General features: G+C 71.6%; 18 protein-coding genes. 12 read left to right on the top strand and 6 right to left on the bottom strand.

What is annotated here, in order from left to right; translation table 11 throughout:
- Window positions 1–2: 2 nt before the first annotated feature.
- Window positions 3–791: a VOC family protein gene (locus G569_RS0139450; protein WP_169542352.1), complete on the bottom strand. Its 789-nt coding sequence runs from the start codon at window positions 789–791 to the stop codon at window positions 3–5.
- Between the two features lie 106 nt (window positions 792–897).
- Here G569_RS0139450 and G569_RS0139445 point away from each other — a divergent pair, with 106 nt between their 5' ends.
- The 3 genes from G569_RS0139445 (at window position 898) to G569_RS0139435 (ending at window position 4,707) form a co-directional block, all read left to right on the top strand.
- Window positions 898–1,722: a helix-turn-helix transcriptional regulator gene (locus G569_RS0139445; RefSeq protein WP_028067488.1), complete on the top strand. Its 825-nt coding sequence runs from the start codon at window positions 898–900 to the stop codon at window positions 1,720–1,722.
- Between the two features lie 103 nt (window positions 1,723–1,825).
- Window positions 1,826–3,865 carry a LuxR family transcriptional regulator gene (locus G569_RS0139440; RefSeq protein ID WP_028067487.1) on the top strand — a complete coding sequence of 680 codons (2,040 nt, stop codon included), beginning with the start codon at window positions 1,826–1,828 and terminating at the stop codon, window positions 3,863–3,865.
- A 35-nt stretch (window positions 3,866–3,900) separates the two neighbouring features.
- On the top strand, window positions 3,901–4,707 hold the full coding sequence (locus tag G569_RS0139435) for an alpha/beta hydrolase (RefSeq protein ID WP_028067486.1): 807 nt from the start codon (window positions 3,901–3,903) through the stop codon (window positions 4,705–4,707).
- Here the strand turns inward: G569_RS0139435 and G569_RS0139430 are convergent.
- On the bottom strand, window positions 4,691–5,614 hold the full coding sequence (locus G569_RS0139430) for a VOC family protein (RefSeq protein WP_028067485.1): 924 nt from the start codon (window positions 5,612–5,614) through the stop codon (window positions 4,691–4,693). The genes G569_RS0139435 and G569_RS0139430 overlap by 17 nt on opposite strands.
- A gap of 109 nt (window positions 5,615–5,723) precedes the next feature.
- Here G569_RS0139430 and treS point away from each other — a divergent pair, with 109 nt between their 5' ends.
- Window positions 5,724–7,940 carry a maltose alpha-D-glucosyltransferase gene (gene treS / locus G569_RS0139425; RefSeq protein ID WP_053227754.1) on the top strand — a complete coding sequence of 739 codons (2,217 nt, stop codon included), beginning with the start codon at window positions 5,724–5,726 and terminating at the stop codon, window positions 7,938–7,940.
- Here the strand turns inward: treS and G569_RS63425 are convergent.
- On the bottom strand, window positions 7,937–8,113 hold the full coding sequence (locus tag G569_RS63425; RefSeq protein ID WP_157592625.1) for a hypothetical protein: 177 nt from the start codon (window positions 8,111–8,113) through the stop codon (window positions 7,937–7,939). The two genes, treS and G569_RS63425, sit on opposite strands and share 4 nt — an antisense overlap.
- 95 nt (window positions 8,114–8,208) lie before the next feature.
- Here G569_RS63425 and G569_RS55460 point away from each other — a divergent pair, with 95 nt between their 5' ends.
- From G569_RS55460 to G569_RS55455, 4 genes are all read left to right on the top strand, one after another.
- Window positions 8,209–9,369, top strand: coding sequence for an inorganic phosphate transporter (locus G569_RS55460; protein WP_053227687.1), 1,161 nt, complete (start codon window positions 8,209–8,211; stop codon window positions 9,367–9,369).
- Complete coding sequence (locus tag G569_RS0139410; RefSeq protein ID WP_028067483.1) at window positions 9,366–9,602, top strand: hypothetical protein; 237 nt, start codon at window positions 9,366–9,368, stop codon at window positions 9,600–9,602. The genes G569_RS55460 and G569_RS0139410 overlap by 4 nt, the downstream gene beginning before the upstream one ends.
- 70 nt (window positions 9,603–9,672) lie before the next feature.
- Complete coding sequence (locus tag G569_RS0139405) at window positions 9,673–10,728, top strand: hypothetical protein (protein ID WP_028067482.1); 1,056 nt, start codon at window positions 9,673–9,675, stop codon at window positions 10,726–10,728.
- The gene (locus tag G569_RS55455) at window positions 10,721–12,202 is read left to right on the top strand and encodes a phytoene desaturase family protein (protein ID WP_037502476.1); all 1,482 of its coding nucleotides are present in this window, start codon (window positions 10,721–10,723) and stop codon (window positions 12,200–12,202) included. Before G569_RS0139405 ends, G569_RS55455 begins: the two co-directional genes overlap by 8 nt.
- A gap of 25 nt (window positions 12,203–12,227) precedes the next feature.
- Here the strand turns inward: G569_RS55455 and G569_RS0139395 are convergent, their stop codons facing one another.
- A complete protein-coding gene (locus G569_RS0139395; RefSeq protein WP_157592624.1) occupies window positions 12,228–12,941 on the bottom strand; it encodes a hypothetical protein in 714 nt (237 codons plus the stop codon).
- A gap of 103 nt (window positions 12,942–13,044) precedes the next feature.
- Here G569_RS0139395 and G569_RS0139390 point away from each other — a divergent pair, with 103 nt between their 5' ends.
- On the top strand, window positions 13,045–13,860 hold the full coding sequence (locus G569_RS0139390; protein ID WP_157592623.1) for a hypothetical protein: 816 nt from the start codon (window positions 13,045–13,047) through the stop codon (window positions 13,858–13,860).
- On the opposite strand, the gene G569_RS64285 is transcribed toward G569_RS0139390, so the two are convergent.
- Entirely contained in the window at window positions 13,857–14,420 is a 564-nt protein-coding gene (locus tag G569_RS64285; RefSeq protein ID WP_037502713.1) for an LmbU family transcriptional regulator, read from the bottom strand. The genes G569_RS0139390 and G569_RS64285 overlap by 4 nt on opposite strands.
- A 59-nt stretch (window positions 14,421–14,479) precedes the next feature.
- On the opposite strand from G569_RS64285, the gene G569_RS64280 reads away from it, so the two are divergent.
- The 3 genes from G569_RS64280 to G569_RS0139370 all read left to right on the top strand — a co-directional run bounded on the left by G569_RS64280 (window position 14,480) and on the right by G569_RS0139370 (window position 15,833).
- Complete coding sequence (locus tag G569_RS64280) at window positions 14,480–14,938, top strand: AAA family ATPase (RefSeq protein ID WP_028067479.1); 459 nt, start codon at window positions 14,480–14,482, stop codon at window positions 14,936–14,938.
- Window positions 14,939–14,981: 43 nt separating this feature from the next.
- Window positions 14,982–15,347, top strand: coding sequence for a hypothetical protein (locus G569_RS0139375; protein ID WP_028067478.1), 366 nt, complete (start codon window positions 14,982–14,984; stop codon window positions 15,345–15,347).
- A 171-nt stretch (window positions 15,348–15,518) separates the two neighbouring features.
- Window positions 15,519–15,833, top strand: a complete 315-nt coding sequence (locus G569_RS0139370) for a response regulator transcription factor (protein ID WP_028067477.1) — start codon at window positions 15,519–15,521, stop codon at window positions 15,831–15,833.
- On the opposite strand, the gene G569_RS0139365 is transcribed toward G569_RS0139370, so the two are convergent.
- Window positions 15,819–16,469, bottom strand: a complete 651-nt coding sequence (locus G569_RS0139365) for a response regulator transcription factor (protein ID WP_028067476.1) — start codon at window positions 16,467–16,469, stop codon at window positions 15,819–15,821. The genes G569_RS0139370 and G569_RS0139365 overlap by 15 nt on opposite strands.
- Window positions 16,470–16,480: the final 11 nt, after the last annotated feature.

Here is a 16,480-nt window from a genome sequence, read left to right as displayed (position 1 = left end):
GGTCAGGCCCCTTTAAGAAACGCCACCGCCGTTCCCCACGGGTCGCGGGTGATGAAGCCGCCGGGGAAGTCCTCCGCGTCGTCCACGCGGCCGCGGACCTCATCCACGTCGGGCACGACGACGGTCCAGTGGCGCAGGCCGACCGTGTGCTCGGGCGCGGGGCCGACGCCGCGGCCGCGCCAGATGTTGAACCCCAGGTGATGGTGATAGCCGCCGGCCGACACGAACGCGGCCGACCCGAGGTTCGCCTGGACCTCGAAGCCGAGCACGTCGCGGTAGTAGGCGAGGCCCTGGTCGACGTCGCCGACGTGCAGGTGCAGGTGGCCCATGCGCAGGCCGGGGCGGACCTGGGGCGAGGGCTCCTCGCCGGCCACGGTGCCCAGGAGCGCGTTGAAGTCCAGCGCCGCGGGGCCGCCGGCGTAGCCGAGGTCCTTCGGCCAGGCGGTCTTCGCGCGGTCGGCGGCGAGCTCGATGCCGTTGCCATCCGGGTCGGGCAGATAGATCGCCTCGTGGGTGCGGTGGTCGGAGGCGCCCTCGATCGGGGTCTGGGTCACCGACAACCGGATCGCCGCCCGGGCGAGCTCCTCGCGCGTGGGATAGAGCAAGGCGTAGTGGTACAGGCCGGCATGGCGGCCCGCGGGGCGCGCGGCCGGATCCTCGACGAGCTCCAACACGGTGAACTCGCCATCGCCGAGGGTGGCGGTCGAGCCCTCGTGGGTGTGCACGCGCAGGCCGAGGGCGGTCTGATACCACGCGACGGAGCGGTCGAGGTTCGAGACGGTCAGGGACACGGGCCCCAGCGTGAGTGTCGCCGGGAGCACTGGAGTCGTAGTCGAGGTCATGCTCTAAGGATCGCCGTCGGGCTCGCGGTTTCCCATGGCAATACGTGACCAACACATGGACATCTCCGTCGACACGCTGACGCAGCCGTTGCAGGTCGCGCTGCTCGAGGACGCGAGCTTCGGCTCCGACGCCCCGCAGGGCGTGCGCGAGCCGCACCGCCACGACTATCACGAGCTGATCTGGACGCGCCGCGGCGAGGGGGAGCACTCGATCGACGGCGAGGGCTTCGCCGTGCGCCCCGGCACGGTGACGCTGATCGGCCGCGGGCAGGTGCACGTGTTCGAGCGCGCGCGGCGGCTGTCGGGCGCGGTCGTGCGGTTCGGGCCGGAGATGCAGCCGGAGGGACCCGGGTGGCTGGTCGGCGGGCGCGGGTCGCGCAGCGTCCCGGTGCCGCCGTCGGAGGTCCCGAACCTCGAGGCCACGATCGCGATGCTCCACGCCGAGAGCGCCCGCCCGACGGACGCGCGCGGCCTCGCCCTGGAGCGCCATCTGCTCTCGATCCTCCTGCTGTGGGTCGAGCGCTGGTACGACGCCACCCGCACCGAGCGCCGCGACCCCGACGACGCCGACGTCCAGCTCTATCGCCGCTTCGACCAGGCCCTCGAGCGCGACTTCGCCCGCCACCACGACGCCGCCCACTACGCCGACGCGCTCGCGGTCCCACAACCGCTGTTGAGCCGCGCGCTCAGCCACGTCACCGGCCGCACGACCAAGCAGCTGATCACCGACCGCGTGATGCTCGAAGCCGCGCGGCTCCTGCGGTTCACCGACCTGACCGTGGGCGAGATCGCGTTCCGCACGGGCTTCGAGGACCAGCTCTACTTCAGCCGCGCGTTCAAGCGCCACTACGGCGAGGCGCCGAGCGCGTACCGCGGCTAGGCTCGCCCGCATCCTCCTCGTCACCAAGCTCCATCCGCCGTTCGTCCCGCCGCAGACGGTCGTTCGCGAGCGGCTGTTCGCTCGCCTGGACGAGCGGCGCCGGGTGACGCTCGTCGCCTGTCCGGCGGGGTTCGGCAAGTCCACGTTGCTGGCCGCGTGGCGCGAACGCCGCGAGCCTGAGGCGGCGTGGGTGACGCTGGACGAGGGCGACGACGATCCGGCGGCGCTGTGGGAGCACGTGATCGCCGCGCTCGGCCTGGCCCCTCCCGCCACGAGCGCGCCGCTCCGTGAAGTCGTGCTGCCCAGGCTCGTGAACGAGCTGGCCGAGCGCGGCGACGCGGTGCTCGTGCTCGACGATGTCCATCGCGTTACGAACCTCGAGACGATCGCCTGGTTCGCCGAGCACATGCCGGCCGGCGTTCGGCTCGTGCTCGCGTCGCGGACCGACCCGCAGCTCCCGCTCGGCCGGCTGCGGGCGCGCGGCCAGCTCCTCGAGGTGCGCGCCGACGCGCTGCGCTTCACCCGCCCCGAGGCTTCGGAGTTCCTCAACGATCGGCTCGAGCTGGGGCTCGACGCACGTGACATCGAGCTGCTCGTGGCCCGTACCGAAGGCTGGCCGGCCGGTCTCTACCTGGCCGCGCTGTCGCTGGCCGGCGTGCAGGACAAACACGCGCTCGTCGCCGAATTCGACGGAACGAGCGCGCACGTGGGCGACTTCCTGGCCGGCGAGGTGCTCGCCACCCATCCGCCCGAGCTCCAGCGCTTCATGCTGCGCACCTCGGTGCTCGAGCGCCTGTGCGCGCCGCTGTGTGACGCCGTCCTCGACGAGCCCGGGTCGGCCGCTGCGCTCGACGAGCTCGCCCGCACGAACCTGTTCCTGCTGGGACTCGACGACCGGCGCCGCTGGTTTCGCTTCCACCACCTGTTCGCCCAGATCCTGCGCGTGGAGCTGGAGAAGCGTGAACCGGAGCTGGTCGCCGACCTGCACCGCCGCGCCTACGAGTGGCATGGCGCCCACGGCACCACCGACGAGGCGATCCACCACGCCATCCGGGCGGGCGCCTTCGATGACGCCTCGCGGTTGGTCACCGAGACGTGGGTGCAGTACGCGAACTCCGGGCGCATCGAGTCCATCAACGAGTGGCTGGCACAGATGCCCGACCGGGACGACCAGCGGTTGCTGCTGGCGCGCGCGTGGGTGGCCGCGCTGCGCGGCCGCGAGGGCGACATGCGCGTCGCCGCGAGCCGGGCGCGGGCGCTCGGCGACCTCGGCGACGGGCCGCTCCCGGACGGGTTCGTCTCGGTCGAGTCGAGTCTGAGCGTCCTCGAGGCGACGTTCGGGTGGGGTGACGTCGGCGCGATCCTCGCCAACGGCGAGCGGTCGGAGCGGCTCGAGCCGCGCGGCTCGCCGTGGCGGCCCGTCATCACGTGGGCGCTCGGCTGGGCGCACTACTGCAACGGCGACCTCGACCGGGCCGAGCGCTGGCTGCGGGAGACGACCGAGATCGCGCCCGTGGCCGAGCAGTGGATCGTCGGCGTGGCCGCGATCGCGGACCTGTCATTGATCGCGGGGCTGCGCGGGCGCCGGGCCGAGCAGTTGCGGCTGGCCGAGGAGGCGGTTGCGGTCACCCGCCGCGTGGGCCTGTGGGACGCGGTCGAGGACGGCGAGGTGCACACCGCGTACGGCGTCGCGCTGGCCGCTCACGGCCGTCATGACGACGCGCTGTCGTCGCTCGAGAAGGGCGTCTTCCTGCGCCGCCTGTGGGCGCAGAAGCTGGACCTGATCGACGGCTTGATCGCGCTCGCGTCGACGGTGTCGGAGGTCGGCGACCATGAGCGCGCGACCGCGCTGTTCGACGAGGCCCAGGCACTGGCCGCGCGCTGCGCCGACCCAGGTGCGCTCCCGGCTCGGCTGGCGGCGGCCCGCCGCAGCGCGACGATCCGTCGCGGCGCGCCCTCGGATGCGCTCAGCGAGCGCGAGCTCACCGTTCTCAGATACCTCGCCGGCGGCCTGACCGAGCGCCAGGTCGCCGCGGAGCTCTACCTGTCGTTCAACACCGTCCACAGCCACGTGAAGGCGATCTACCGCAAGCTCGGGGTCTCCTCGCGCGCCGAGGCGGTGGCAATTCACCTGGGTAGGTGATGACAGAGAAGTGAGGGTGGGCGAGGGTCCCGGCCATGACTCCGCCTGACACGATCGTCCTGGTCCACGGCTTCTGGGTGACCCCGCGCAGCTGGGAGCACTGGATCGCGCACTACGAGGGGAAGGGCTTCAAGGTCATCGCGCCCGCCTACCCGGGCTTCGACGTCGAGGTCGAGGCGCTCAACGCCGACCCCTCGCCGATCGAGGCGGTGACCGTGCCGCAGATCATCGAGCGGCTCGAGGGGATCGTGTCCGAGCTCGACGCGCCGCCGATCATCATCGGCCACTCGGCCGGCGGCGTCTTCACGCAGATCCTGCTCGACCATGGCTACGGCGCGGCCGCCGTGGCGATCAACTCCGCGCCGACCGAGGGCGTCAAGCGCATTCCGCTGGCACAGATCCGCGCGACGTTCCCGGTGCTCAAGAACCCGGCCAACCGGCATCGCGCGGTCGGCTTCACGCACGACCAGTGGCATTACGCGTTCACCAACGGCTTCAGCGAGGAGGAGTCCCAGGCGCTCTACGAGCGCTACCACATCCCTGCCTCGGGGGCGATCTTCTGGGGCAGCGCGCTGGCCAACATCCACCCGGGCCCGGACGACACCCACGTGGACTACAAGAACGAGCAGCGGGCCCCGCTGCTGTTCATCTCCGGCGCGAGCGACCACCTGATGCCGCCGTCGCTGCAGGCCTCCAACGCCAAGCACTACAACGACGCGGTGCTGACGGAGGTCAAGGTCTTCGAAGGCCCGCACCTCCTCCCGGCCTGGCCGGGCTGGGAGGAGGTCGCCGACTACGCGCTCGACTGGGCGCTCGAGAAGGCGGTCACGCCTGTGGCGTGAGCCACTCGGCCCGCGGATCGGGGAGCGGCGTCAGCCGCGCCTCGATCTGCTCGCGCCGGTCCTCGAGGAACGGCGGCAGGATGATCTTCGTGCCCAGCTCGGAGATGTCGAGGCCGTCGACGAGGAAGCCGGGCTCCTCGGTCGCGAGCTCGTAGAGCACCCCGCCCGGCTCGCGGAAGTAGAGCGAGTGGAAGTAGTGGCGGTCGACGTAGCCTGAGTTCGGGATCCGCGCCGCGTCGATGCGCTCGATCCACTCCATCAGGTCGGCGTCGTACGTGCCCCAGGCGACGTGGTGCACGGTGCCGGCGCTCTGGCGGCCGCGCTCCTCGGGCGCCGGGTCGAACGCGATCCAGCCGCCGCGCTTGGCGCCGCGCAGGAGGAAGCGGTCGTCCTCGCGGGTCGCGCCCATCAGTTCCACCAGGATCTGCGCGGAGCCCTCGGGGTCGGACGAGTACGCCCGCACGCCCTCGAAGCCGCGGATCGCGACGTCGGCGCCGATCTCGGGGTGGACGGCGACCAACGGCGCGTCGCCGGAGGTGTCGGCGACGAACTCGTGGTCGAGCCCCTCAGGGTCCGAGAACCGCAGCGAGCCGTCGACGAGGTCGTACGGGATGCCTTCGTCCTCGAGGCGCTCGGCCCAGAACGGGAGCGAGCCGACGCGGTGGACGATCCGGTGCACCATGCCGGCGCCTGGCCGCCCAGGGATCGCGCCCGGGTACTCGAAGAACGTCAGGTCGGCGCCGGGGGAGGCCTCCTCGTCGCCATAGAAGAGGTGGTACACGCCAGGATCGTCCTGGTTGACCGACTTCGCCGTCAGCCGCAGGCCCAGCACGCGCGTGTAGAAGTCGACGTTGCGCGCGGCGTCGCCGGTGATGGCGCTGATGTGGTGGATGCCTTCGAACTTCATGTGACGGTTCCTCTCAAAGGTTGCTGAAACAACTATAGCGCGAAGAAGTTGCGGACGCAACCATTCTCGATGTGTGGCCCGCGCCGTCGCAGGGCACTTGAACTGGATCGTGACCAAGAGCCTCGAGCGACCCCTCACGTCCGAAGACGGCGAGCGACACGCTCCCGAGATCACCTACGACGAGCAGTTCTATCCCGCGCGGCCGAAGCGGTTCCGCCCGTCGGCGCGCCGCACGCTCAGGCGCCGCTTCGCCGAGCGCCGCAGCGCCGAGGACGACAGCGCGGTCGCCGACAACCGCGAGTACGTCGAGTGGCTCGTCGAGGCGTCGATGCTCGCGGACGCCAACCGGCTCGCCTCCCAGCTCTCCGGCGAGGGGAGCATGTGGCAGAACCCGTACGCGCACCCGGACTCGCGGGCGGCGCTCGAGCGCGCGAGCGTCTGGTTCACGGCGTACCCGCTCTCCTTCGTCACGAACTCCAACGAGACGTTCCTCTCGGCGCTCGCCGACCCGGCGCTGTGGCAGGCGTTCCGCGCGATCGGCATCGACGGCGTCCACACCGGCCCGGTCAAGCAGGCGGGCGGCCTCAACGGCCGCCGTCTGACGCCCTCCGTCGACGGCCACTTCGACCGCATCTCGATGGAGGTCGACCCGCTCTTCGGCACCGAGGACGAGTTCCGCCGCCTGTGCGCGACCGCCGCCGAGTACGAGGGCACGGTGATCGACGACATCGTCCCGGGCCACACGGGGAAGGGCGCGGACTTCCGCCTGGCCGAGATGGCCTACGGCGACTACCCGGGCATCTACCACATGGTCTCGATCCGGCCCGACGACTGGCAGTTGCTCCCGGAGGTCCCGGAGGGCCGCGACAGCGTCAACCTCGACGCCGCCACCGAGGCGCGGCTCGAGCGCGCCGGCTACATCATCGGCCAGCTCCAGCGGGTGATCTTCTACGAGCCGGGGGTCAAGGAGACCAACTGGAGCGTCACGCGCGCGGTGATGGGCGTCGACGGCGTCGAACGGCGCTGGGTCTACCTGCACTACTTCAAGGAAGGCCAGCCGTCGATCAACTGGCTCGACCCGAGCTTCGCGGGCATGCGGCTCGTGATCGGCGACGCGCTGCACGCGCTCGCCGACCTCGGCAGCGGCGGCCTGCGGCTGGACGCGAACGGCTTCCTGGGGGTCGAGAAGACCGCCGAGGACGCGCCCGCCTGGTCGGAGGGGCACCCGCTGAGCGAGGCCGCCAACCACCTGATCGCCAGCATGATCCGCAAGATGGGCGGGTTCTCGTTCCAGGAGCTCAACCTGGCGATGGACGACATCAAGGCGATGGGCGCCACCGGCGCGGACCTGTCCTATGACTTCGTCACCCGTCCGGCCTACCACCACGCGCTGGTGACGGGAGACACCGAGTTCCTGCGGCTCACCTTGAACCTCAGCCGCGATCTCGGCATCGACCCCGCGTCGCTGGTCCACGCGCTGCAGAACCACGACGAGCTGACACACGAGCTCGTGCACTTCTCCACCCGCCACCGCGACGACCCCTTCACGTACCGGGGCGAGACGTTGACGGGATGTGAACTCGGTGAGCGCATCCGCGCCGACCTCAACGGCGGGCTGACCGGACCGGGCAAGGCGTACAACCGGCGCTTCACGCAGAACGGCATCGCGTGCACGACCGCGACCGTCATCGCGGCGACGCTCGGCATCGCCGACCTGCGCCAGATCGCCGAGACCGAGCGCGACCGGATCCGCGACGTGCACCTGCTGCTGGCGATGTTCAACGCGCTGCAGCCGGGCGTCTTCGCCCTGTCGGGCTGGGATCTCTCCGGGATGCTGACCGTCGACGCCGCCGACGTCGCCGACCTGATCGCCGACGGCGACACGCGCTGGATCAACCGCGGCGCGCACGACCTGCGCGGGGTCGACGAGCCCGCGCGCGAGGGGCGGATGCCGGCCGCGCGCAGCCTCTACGGCACGCTGCCGGACCAGCTCGCCGAGCCGGACTCGTTCGCCTCGCGCCTGCGCCGGATCATCGGCGTCCGCACCAAGTGCGGCATCGCCACCGCGGTCCAGGTCGACGTCCCGGAGGTCTCACACCGAGCGCAGCTCGTGCTCGTCCACCGTCTCGCGGACGAGACGCTCCAGGTGACCGTGTTGAACTTCGGGGGCGAGGAGATCTCGGGCAGCGTCCGCTCCGAGCACCTGCCCGCGGGCGCGACGGTCGAGAACATGTTCACGGACGAACAGGTCGCGACCGTCGACGACCTGCACAGCTTCCCGCTGACGCTCGCGCCCTATCAGGGCACCTCGCTGCGGGTTCGCTAGTCCTCCAGCGGGACCGGCTTCAGCGCGTCGAGCGCGGTCACGGGTGGCCGTGGGCCGCCGTTGAGCGCTTCGAGCGCCGCTTTGATCTTCTTCGCTTCGTCGATCGCGGGAGCGAGTTCGGCGAGGCGCGCCTCGAGGCGCGCGCGGCTCTCTGAGATGGCGTCGTCTGCCATGGGCCGGACAGTACTCGCGGCCTATGAGAGCACTTGTTGCCGAGTTGTGAACGAGGTCGATCGGATAACGGATTTCGGCCATATGGTCGTCAGCTGTGACTGAGGACATCATCGTCGTCCTCGTGGTCGCCGTCGCTCTCGTGTTCGACTTCACGAACGGCTTCCACGACACCGCCAACGCGATGGCGACCACCATCGCGACGGGTGCGCTGAAGCCCAGGGTGGCTGTCGGTGTCGCCGCAATCCTGAACTTCGTCGGTGCCTTCATCTCGATCACCGTGGCCGCCACGGTGGCCAAGGGCATCGTGGACGCCGGTGTCGTCACCCCGACGGCCATCTTCGCCGGTCTCATAGGTGCGATCACCTGGAACCTGGTCACCTGGTGGTTCGGCATCCCGTCCTCGTCGTCGCACGCGTTGATCGGCGGCATGATCGGCGCGGCCGTGGCCTCGGTCGGCTTCTCGGCCGTCGAGGGCGACGGCGTGATCTCGAAGGTGATCGTCCCGGCGCTGATCGCCCCGGTCCTGGCCGGTCTGGTCGCGCTCGGCGCGACCGTGATCGTCTACCGGATGATCAGGAACTTCGCGCGGGAGCGGGCGGAGCGGGGCTTCCGCTGGGCGCAGGTCGCATCGTCGTCGATGGTCGCGCTCGCGCACGGCACCAACGACGCGCAGAAGACGATGGGCGTCATCTGCCTGACGCTGATCGCCAGCGGACACCTGTCGGCCACCAACTTCGACGTCCCCACCTGGGTCGTCGCCTCGTGCGGCGCGGCGATCGCGCTCGGCACGTACACGGGCGGCTGGCGGATCATCAAGACGCTCGGCACCAAGGTCACCGAGGTGCGCCCGCCTCAGGGCTTCTCCTCGGAGGAGGTCGCCGCCACGGTGATCCTCGCCTCCTCGCACTTCGGCTACCCGCTCTCGACCACGCACGTGGTCTCGGGCGCCGTCACCGGCTCCGGCGTCGGCCGTCCGGGCGCGCAGGTCGACTGGGGCATCGCGGGGCGGATCGTGACCGGCTGGGTGCTGACGTTGCCGTCCGCGGCCGTCACCGCCGCGGTGGCGTTCTGGATCACCGACATCTTCGGCAAGAACAGCGCGGTCGGCCCGATCGCGGTGACGATCGTGCTCGCGATCGGCTGCTTCTTCCTGTGGCGCGCGAACAACGCGTCGAAGGTCGATCCGGAGTCCGTCTACCAGGACGACTTCACGGCCCCGGCGCTGGAGCCCGAGCTCGCGGGGGTGGGCGCATGAGCTTGCTCGCGGACTCGATCGTCGACTGGGGCGCGCTGGGGCAGGTCATCTGGATCTCCGCCGTGGCCGGCATCGCGATCGCCACCGTGCTCGGCGCGGGCATCGTGGCCTCGCTGCACGCGCAGGAGGCCAAGGGCGCGACCGCGCTCGGCCTCAACGCGGTGACCGTGATCTCGGTCGTCCTCGTGGGCGCCGCGCTGGTCACCGGGATCTACTTCATCACTGACAAGTAAGTAGTAACCCGCAGTAGATCTACGGGGGCGCACGGCTTGGATGCCCCGATGGTGCGACGATCATCGGGGTATGAGCGCTACGACTGAGACGCAGGGCCAACCGGGCCCCTTCGGGTTCGCCAAGATGGCGGGCTCCTCGATCGCCGGCCGCGATGCGGCGGCGTGGGTGACCGACTTCCTCAACGCCGCCTACTACCGGCGGCCGGTCGACGACCGCGACGTCGACGACCTCCGCTTCGCGTTCGGCGTGCTGACCACGTACTGGTACCGCTCGCACCCGCAGCGCAAGCTCCGCGTCACCGACCTGCCGGCGTTCCACCGCGCCTTCGGCTCCGAGCGCTTCGGCGCGGGCGGGCTGCTGTCGCGCGAGGCGCTCGAGCGCGGCGCCGCGAAGCTGCTCGGCGACTGGTTCGGAGAGGCCTACGCGGACGACGCGCGCCGCGCGTGGGGGATGGCGTTCGAGACCGTCTCCGAGCGCGATGCCTACGACCACTCGTATCGCCTCGAGCTCGCCGAGCTGGGTGAGCTGACGGCCGAGAGCGCGCCGCTGGAGGAGCAGACGTGGCACACGTATCCGCCGGTCGAGATGCCGTCCGCGGAGGGCGTCATCGCCGCGCTGACGCGCCCGGAGACCTGGCCGGACTACGCGAGCGAGCTCGGGCGCTTCACCCCGCTGCGTCCCGGCGGTCTCGCCGGGCAGACGTTCGAGATCGAGGTCGCCGCCAACACCCGCTCGGCGGTGCCGGTGTTCACCCGCGGCTACGTGACGATCACGACGCTCGTGACGCCGGACGACCCGGTTGCCCTGCACGACTGGTTCGACGCGCTGCAGGACGGCTTGGCCCGCTACGGCAAGGACGAGCCGGCCGCGCTGCCCGAGGGCGCCGAGCCGCTCGTGGGCTTCGATCTGACGACGCACCGCGGCCACTTCATGGGCTCCGGGCACAACCGCCTGATCCTCTACACGCACGAGGGCAAGGCGTGGGTGAAGGCCGCCGGCACCTGGGACCCGATGCCGTGGCACCTCGACAAGGCCTACAAGAAGGCCGGCTACGAGGCCCAGCACGCGTTCTGGGGCCAAGAGGAGCTGAGCCTGCTGCGTCAGTTGGCCAAGGCCGTTGCCTGACGCCATCGTCATCGGCGCCGGCCCGAACGGGCTGGCGGCGGCGATCCGGCTCGCGGAGGCCGGGCGGTCCGTGCTGCTGCTGGAAGCGGCGGACGCGCCCGGCGGCGCGGTCCGCACCCAGGAGCTGACCCTGCCGGGCTTCAAGCACGACACGTTCTCGTCGGTCTACCCGGCGTCGGCGGCCTCGCCCGTCTTCGCGCGGATGCCGCTGGCCGAGCACGGCCTCGAGTGGGTGCATCCGGCGGCCGCGTACGCGCACCCGCTGCCCGACGGCGAGGCGAAGCTGCTCTACCGCGGCCTCGACGAGACCGCCGCGTCGCTCGGCGGGCGTGACGGCTCGAAGTGGGTGGACTTCGTGCGCCCGTTCCTGGACAACTTCGACGCCGTGCGGGCGACGATGCTCACCGGCTTCCCGCCGGTCGGCGGCCCGCTGAAGCTGCTCGGGGGCGCCGGGCCGCTGCGGCTGCTGGACTTCGCGCGGATGCTCCCGGGCTCCGCCGTCGGGCTGGGGAACCGGCTGTTCGAGGACGGCGGCTCGCAGGCGTGGCTGTACGGCGCCGCGATGCACGGCGACACGCCGCCCGACGGCGCCGGCTCCGGCATCGCCGCGTTCTACCTGAACCTGCTCGGGCACGCCGTCGGCTGGCCTTCGCCGCGCGGCGGCGCGGAGCGGCTGACCGATGCGCTCGTGTCGTACTTCAAATCACTCGGCGGGGAGCTGCGCTGCGGCGTGCGGGTCGAGCGCGTGCTGAGCGCGGGCGGGCGCGTCACGGGTGTGGCGAGCGCGGACGAGCGGTTCGCCGCGGACACGGTGATCGCGGACCTGATGCCGGCCGCGCTGGCGCGGATGGCCGATCTGCCCGGCTGGTATCGCAGCGCCGTCAAGACCTACGTCATGGGCGCGGCGACGGTCAAGGTCGACTGGGCGCTCGACGGGCCGATCCCGTGGACGAACGCCGACGTGACCGGCGCCGGAACCGTGCACGTGGCCGGTGGCCGCGACGAGTTCATGCGCTCGGTCGGCCAGGCCCACGACGGGCTCGCCGAGCATCCGTTCCTCTTGCTCGGGCAGCAGTCGATCGCCGATGCCACACGCGCGCCGGAGGGCAAGCACACCGCGTGGGCGTACACCCACGGGCCCCAGCAGGGCGTCGACTGGACCGCGTCCACCGCGGTCGTCGCCGAGCGCATGGAGGCGCAGGTCGAGCGCTTCGCGCCCGGCTTCCGCGACCGGATCCTCGCGCGCCACGTGCTCGGTCCGGCCGACCTCGAGGCCCGCAACGCGAACCTCGTCGGCGGTGACGTCGGCGGCGGCTCGTACCGCCTGCGCCAGGTCGTGTTCCGGCCGATCCCGAAGCTGACGCCGTATTCGACGCCGCTGAAGGGGCTGTTCATCGGGAGCGCCGCGACGTTCCCGGGCGGGGCGGTGCACGGCGTGCCGGGTGACGCCGCGGCACGCGCGGCCCTGAGATGAGTGTCCCGCGTGGCGGGACACGCATCTAGAGCGTGGCGAGCCCTTGCAGCTCGGCGGTCGTGACCGTCCCCTGACGGAACACGTTGAACCGGAGCCCGGGGACCTCTCTCACGCTTTCGAGCAGGCGCTCGACCGGCAGGTGGCCGTGGCCGTTCTCGCCGAAGCACCCGAGCGTCGGGCGGATGCCGTCGCGGTCGAAGAACCGCGCGTAGTCGTCGACGCACCGCTTCGGCCGCAGCGCCTCGCGGTTGAGGTTCTCGTAGGCCTGTGGCATGCCCTTGAACTCGCCGTCGGCCCACGCCTGCCAGTCCAGGTCCGGATGGAGCGCGGGACGGCCGAAGGACGAGAAGTAGGACGTCACGTCCGGCTTGAGCTCGCGGTAGCGCTTCACGAACGTCTTCGAGTCGGGGTTGGGCGACCGCTCGTAGTGGATCTCGGCGTTGACGATCGCGAAGTCGGCGTCGGCGACGTCGATCGCCCGCGCGAACGCCTGCGCCTCTGCCTTCGGCTTCGGGCCGCCGTGGTTGCCGATGAAGCCGTGCACCCCCAGCCGCAGGCCACGCTGGGTGGCGGCCTTGCGCATCGCCTTGAGCCAGTCGTGGTCGAGCACGCGATCGCCGGAGACCGCTTCGGCGGTGATCCATGTCATGCGGTGCTGCTTGGCGCGCCCGGTCACCACATCTGGGTCCGGGCGGGCGCCGAGGGTCTGATAGACCCACATGCCGGTAACTCTCGTCATGGCAAGACGGTCCCGTCGATGTCACTTCAAGTCAAGTCGTATCACGGCGACTCATCTCTCCCTCCAGATTGGTGACACATCCACTCTGTAGGGAGGATCGACGATGGCCGCAGCGCCAATGTATGACGACGACGACGAGGTGATCTTCCAGGTCATCTCCGCCGAGCGCGAGCTCGAGGGCGAGCCCGTCGCCGAGCAGGACGCGTGCCTGCCCGCGCCGGACGGGGTCGAGGCGGCGCCCACCGCCGCCGTCGAGGCGGCGCCCGCGATGATCACCGTCAACCAGCTCGACGGCGTGCCGCTGTTCTACGCCCGCGGACCGGGGGCGCCGGCGCAGCACTCGTTCGCGTTCGACCCGACGTTCCACGACGAGTGCGTGGCGATCATCCGGTCGGTCCGCTTCCGCGTGCCGGACTCGTACGGCAAGCTGAAGCGCATCACGACCGCGGGCACGTTCGTGGCCAAGGACCTGATGCACGGCAAGGCCCGCGCGATGGATCACGACCGGTGGCAGTTCGAGAACATCGACATCCACCCGTTCAAGGGGGACCACGCCTCGAGTGACATCAAGCGCCGCCGCCGCTACTGGGCGTTGGCGGCGATCATGCGCAGCCACTCCGCGTACCTGCTGCACGGCGAGTACAACGCCCCGCACCGGGACCATCTCCACAGTGACAACGGCGGCTCGTTCCCGTTCGACACGGGCTCGGAAGCCACGGTGAAGCTCGTGCAGGCGATCTGCAAGCACATCTTCGGCAACACCGCGCTGGCGATCGACGGCGACTACGGCCCGAAGTCCAAGGCCGCCGTCGCCGCCGCGATGGCCAAGCTCGAGCTGACCGGTGACATCACGAACCCCTCGCAGTTCAAGAGGTTCCTGATGCGCAGCGGCCGGCTCGGCTTCGTCCTCGGCGCCTAAGCCGCCGCACGGAGCGGCGCTTCGGCCATCGGCCGCAGCGCCGCATCCGCCGCCGCGTCCGCCACGGCGCGCAGCCAGGCCATCAGGTCCAGCTGCGTGCTGTCGGCGGCCTGGCGCCAGCGGAACTCGTCCTCCGGCGTCAACTCGACCCGCACGACGAGCGCCGGGCGCTCGGCGTCGCCGCCGTTGCGCTTCGCGCGCAGCCGGCGCCGCAGCTCGTTGCGCGACCAGCGGCCGGTGACGGCACGGTTGAGCCAGAGGTCCTGCTCGATCTCGGTCATCGCGGCGAGCTCGGCATGGTGCTGGAAGCTGAGCTCCGGGCGACGGCGATGCGGGGCGAAGCTGCCCGCGACCCATGCGTAGTTGCGCAGGGTCTGGTAGTCGAGGTTGGTGGCTTCGACCGCCGTCCGGTAGCGGCCGCCGAAGGCCCGCTCCCCGAACAACAGCCAGTCACCAAGCGCCCAGGTCGCACGACTGGAGACGTGCGACAGCCGTCGTCCGACGGCGGCCCAGTCCCCGAAGCTCATGCCCGGGCGGAGTTGGAAGGTATCCGCACTCATATTCGGTGAGAGCGATCGCGGAGCCCGGCGGATACGTCCGTCGCCTTTATCCTCGCCGGGTGGCACCGGCGGCCGCGAACCTGGTCGGGCGCTCCGCGCAGCTCGCGGCGCTCGACGACGCGCTCGACACGGTGGCCGGGCGGCGCGCCGCGATCGCCGCGCTCGCGGGCGAGCCGGACATGGGCAAGACCCGGCTGCTGGCCGAACTGGCCGCGCGGGCGGACGCCCGCGGACTGCTCGTGCGCTCCGGCAGTGCGTCCGAGCTCGAGGCCGGGCTGCCGTTCGGGGTCTTCGTCGACGCGCTCGACGAGTACCTCGAAGGGCTCGAGCCGCGCCGCCTGGCGGGCTCGACGACGTCCACTGGGCCGACGCGGGGACGATCGAGCTGCTCGGCGCGTCGCTGCGCCGCCTGCCCGCGGCGCCCGTGCTGCTCGCGCTGGCGTTCTGGCCGCACCCGACGCCGGACCGGCTCCTGGCGGCGCTGGAACGGGGCACGCGGGTCGAGGTCGGCCCGTTGAGCGTCGCCGAGGCGCGCGAGCTGGTCGGCGCGTCGCTCGATCATTGGTCCGCCGCGAGCAGGGCTGCCTGGCCGAGGTCCTCGATCGCGCCACCGAGGTCGGCCACACGCTCGGTCTCGGCTGGAACCTCGGCAACCGTGCGCTCGTCGCGACCGCGGCGAGCGAGACCGAGGCGGCGCTCGCGATCGCGCTCGACAGCACCGACCTGCTGCGCCCCTTGTCGCGCAGCTGGGGCTCCGCGCTGGCGGGTACGGCGCTCGCCGCGGCGCGGCTCGAGGCGGGCGACGCGGCCGCCGCGCTCGAGACGCTGGACGCGTGGCCGGGCCCGGACCTCGCGCTGATCCAAGCGGGCCGCCGCGCCGCCCGCTCCGAGCTCCGCGCCCGCTGCTGCCTCGCCCTCGGCCGATGACGCCGCCCGCCACCGCGGTCACGCTCGTCCTCGCATCGGCGGCCCACGCCGAGGCGGCCGGCGCGGCGCTCGAGGCCGCCCAGTCGCGCGTCGTCGCCGGCCTCGCCCTCGCCGCCGACGGGCACAGCGAGCGGGCCGCCGCGGAGCTCAGCGCCGCCGCTCTCGCGTTCGATGCTCGCGGCGCGGTCCGGCGCGGTCCGGCGCGGCGACGCCGCGGAGCGGGAGCTGCGGCGGTTGGGCTACCGCAAGGCGCACCGGCGGTCGGCGGCCGGGCGGCGCGACGGGGGCGCCGTCGACGCGCTCACCGGGCGCGAGCTGCAGATCGCGCGGCTGATCGTCGATCGGCGGACGAACGCGGAGATCGCGGCGGAGCTGTTCCTCTCGACCAAGACGATCGAGACGCACATCCGCAACATCTTCCACAAGCTCGACGTGTCCTCGCGCACCGAGGTGGCGCGGGTCGTCGAGCGCTCAGAGGTCGACTAGGCCGTGCTCGAGCGCGTAGCGGACGAGCTCGGCGCGGGTCGAGCGGCGGAGTTTCTGCTGGATGTGGGCGCGGTGGGTCTCGACGGTGCGGGTCGAGAGGAAGAGCTGCTCGCCGATCTCGACGTTGGTGTGGCCGAGCGCGATCAGGCGTAGGACGTCGACCTCGCGCGTGGTCAGGTCGTCCGGCGGGCCCTCGGGCTCCGGCGGGGCGGCGGCGATCTTCGCGCCGAGACGCGGGTTGAGGTAGATGTCGCCGGCGGCGGCGAGGCGGATCGCCTCCAGCAGCTCCTCGTCGGCGGCCTCCTTGAGCACGAAGCCGCGGGCGCCCGCCTGCAGGGCCTGACGGGCGAACGCCGGGTCATCCTGCATCGTGAGCACGACGACGGCGGTCTCGTCCTTCAGGCGCGGGATCGCCTCCAGGCTCGACCCGCCCGGCATGTTGAGATCGAGCACGAGCACGGTCGGGCGGTGGGCGCGGGTGAGGCGCTCCGCGTCGGGAACCGTGCCGGCCTCCGCGATCACCTGCAGGCCTTCCTCGTTGTCGATCAGCATCCGCAGACCCTGGCGGACGACCGTGTGGTCGTCGGCGATGACCACGGTGGTCTGGTCGCGATCGGCACGCTCAGCGGCTGACATGACCCGCAACG

This window comes from Solirubrobacter soli DSM 22325, from assembly GCF_000423665.1.
Taxonomy (GTDB): domain Bacteria; phylum Actinomycetota; class Thermoleophilia; order Solirubrobacterales; family Solirubrobacteraceae; genus Solirubrobacter; species Solirubrobacter soli.
This window is presented reverse-complemented; position numbering and strand designations above follow the sequence as displayed.

Bases quoted from the DNA above. Each gene is read 5' to 3' on its own strand.
- G569_RS0139445 (WP_028067488.1), top strand. From the start codon at position 898: ATGGACATCTCCGTCGACACGCTGACGCAGCCGTTGCAGGTCGCGCTG.
- G569_RS0139435 (WP_028067486.1), top strand. From the start codon at position 3,901: ATGACTCCGCCTGACACGATCGTCCTGGTCCACGGCTTCTGGGTGACC.
- G569_RS0139430 (WP_028067485.1), bottom strand. From the start codon at position 5,614: ATGAAGTTCGAAGGCATCCACCACATCAGCGCCATCACCGGCGACGCC.
- G569_RS63425 (WP_157592625.1), bottom strand. From the start codon at position 8,113: ATGGCAGACGACGCCATCTCAGAGAGCCGCGCGCGCCTCGAGGCGCGC.
- G569_RS0139410 (WP_028067483.1), top strand. From the start codon at position 9,366: ATGAGCTTGCTCGCGGACTCGATCGTCGACTGGGGCGCGCTGGGGCAG.
- G569_RS0139405 (WP_028067482.1), top strand. From the start codon at position 9,673: ATGAGCGCTACGACTGAGACGCAGGGCCAACCGGGCCCCTTCGGGTTC.
- G569_RS0139395 (WP_157592624.1), bottom strand. From the start codon at position 12,941: ATGACGAGAGTTACCGGCATGTGGGTCTATCAGACCCTCGGCGCCCGC.
- G569_RS0139390 (WP_157592623.1), top strand. From the start codon at position 13,045: ATGGCCGCAGCGCCAATGTATGACGACGACGACGAGGTGATCTTCCAG.
- G569_RS64285 (WP_037502713.1), bottom strand. From the start codon at position 14,420: ATGAGTGCGGATACCTTCCAACTCCGCCCGGGCATGAGCTTCGGGGAC.
- G569_RS0139370 (WP_028067477.1), top strand. From the start codon at position 15,519: ATGCTCGCGGCGCGGTCCGGCGCGGTCCGGCGCGGCGACGCCGCGGAG.
- G569_RS0139365 (WP_028067476.1), bottom strand. From the start codon at position 16,469: ATGTCAGCCGCTGAGCGTGCCGATCGCGACCAGACCACCGTGGTCATC.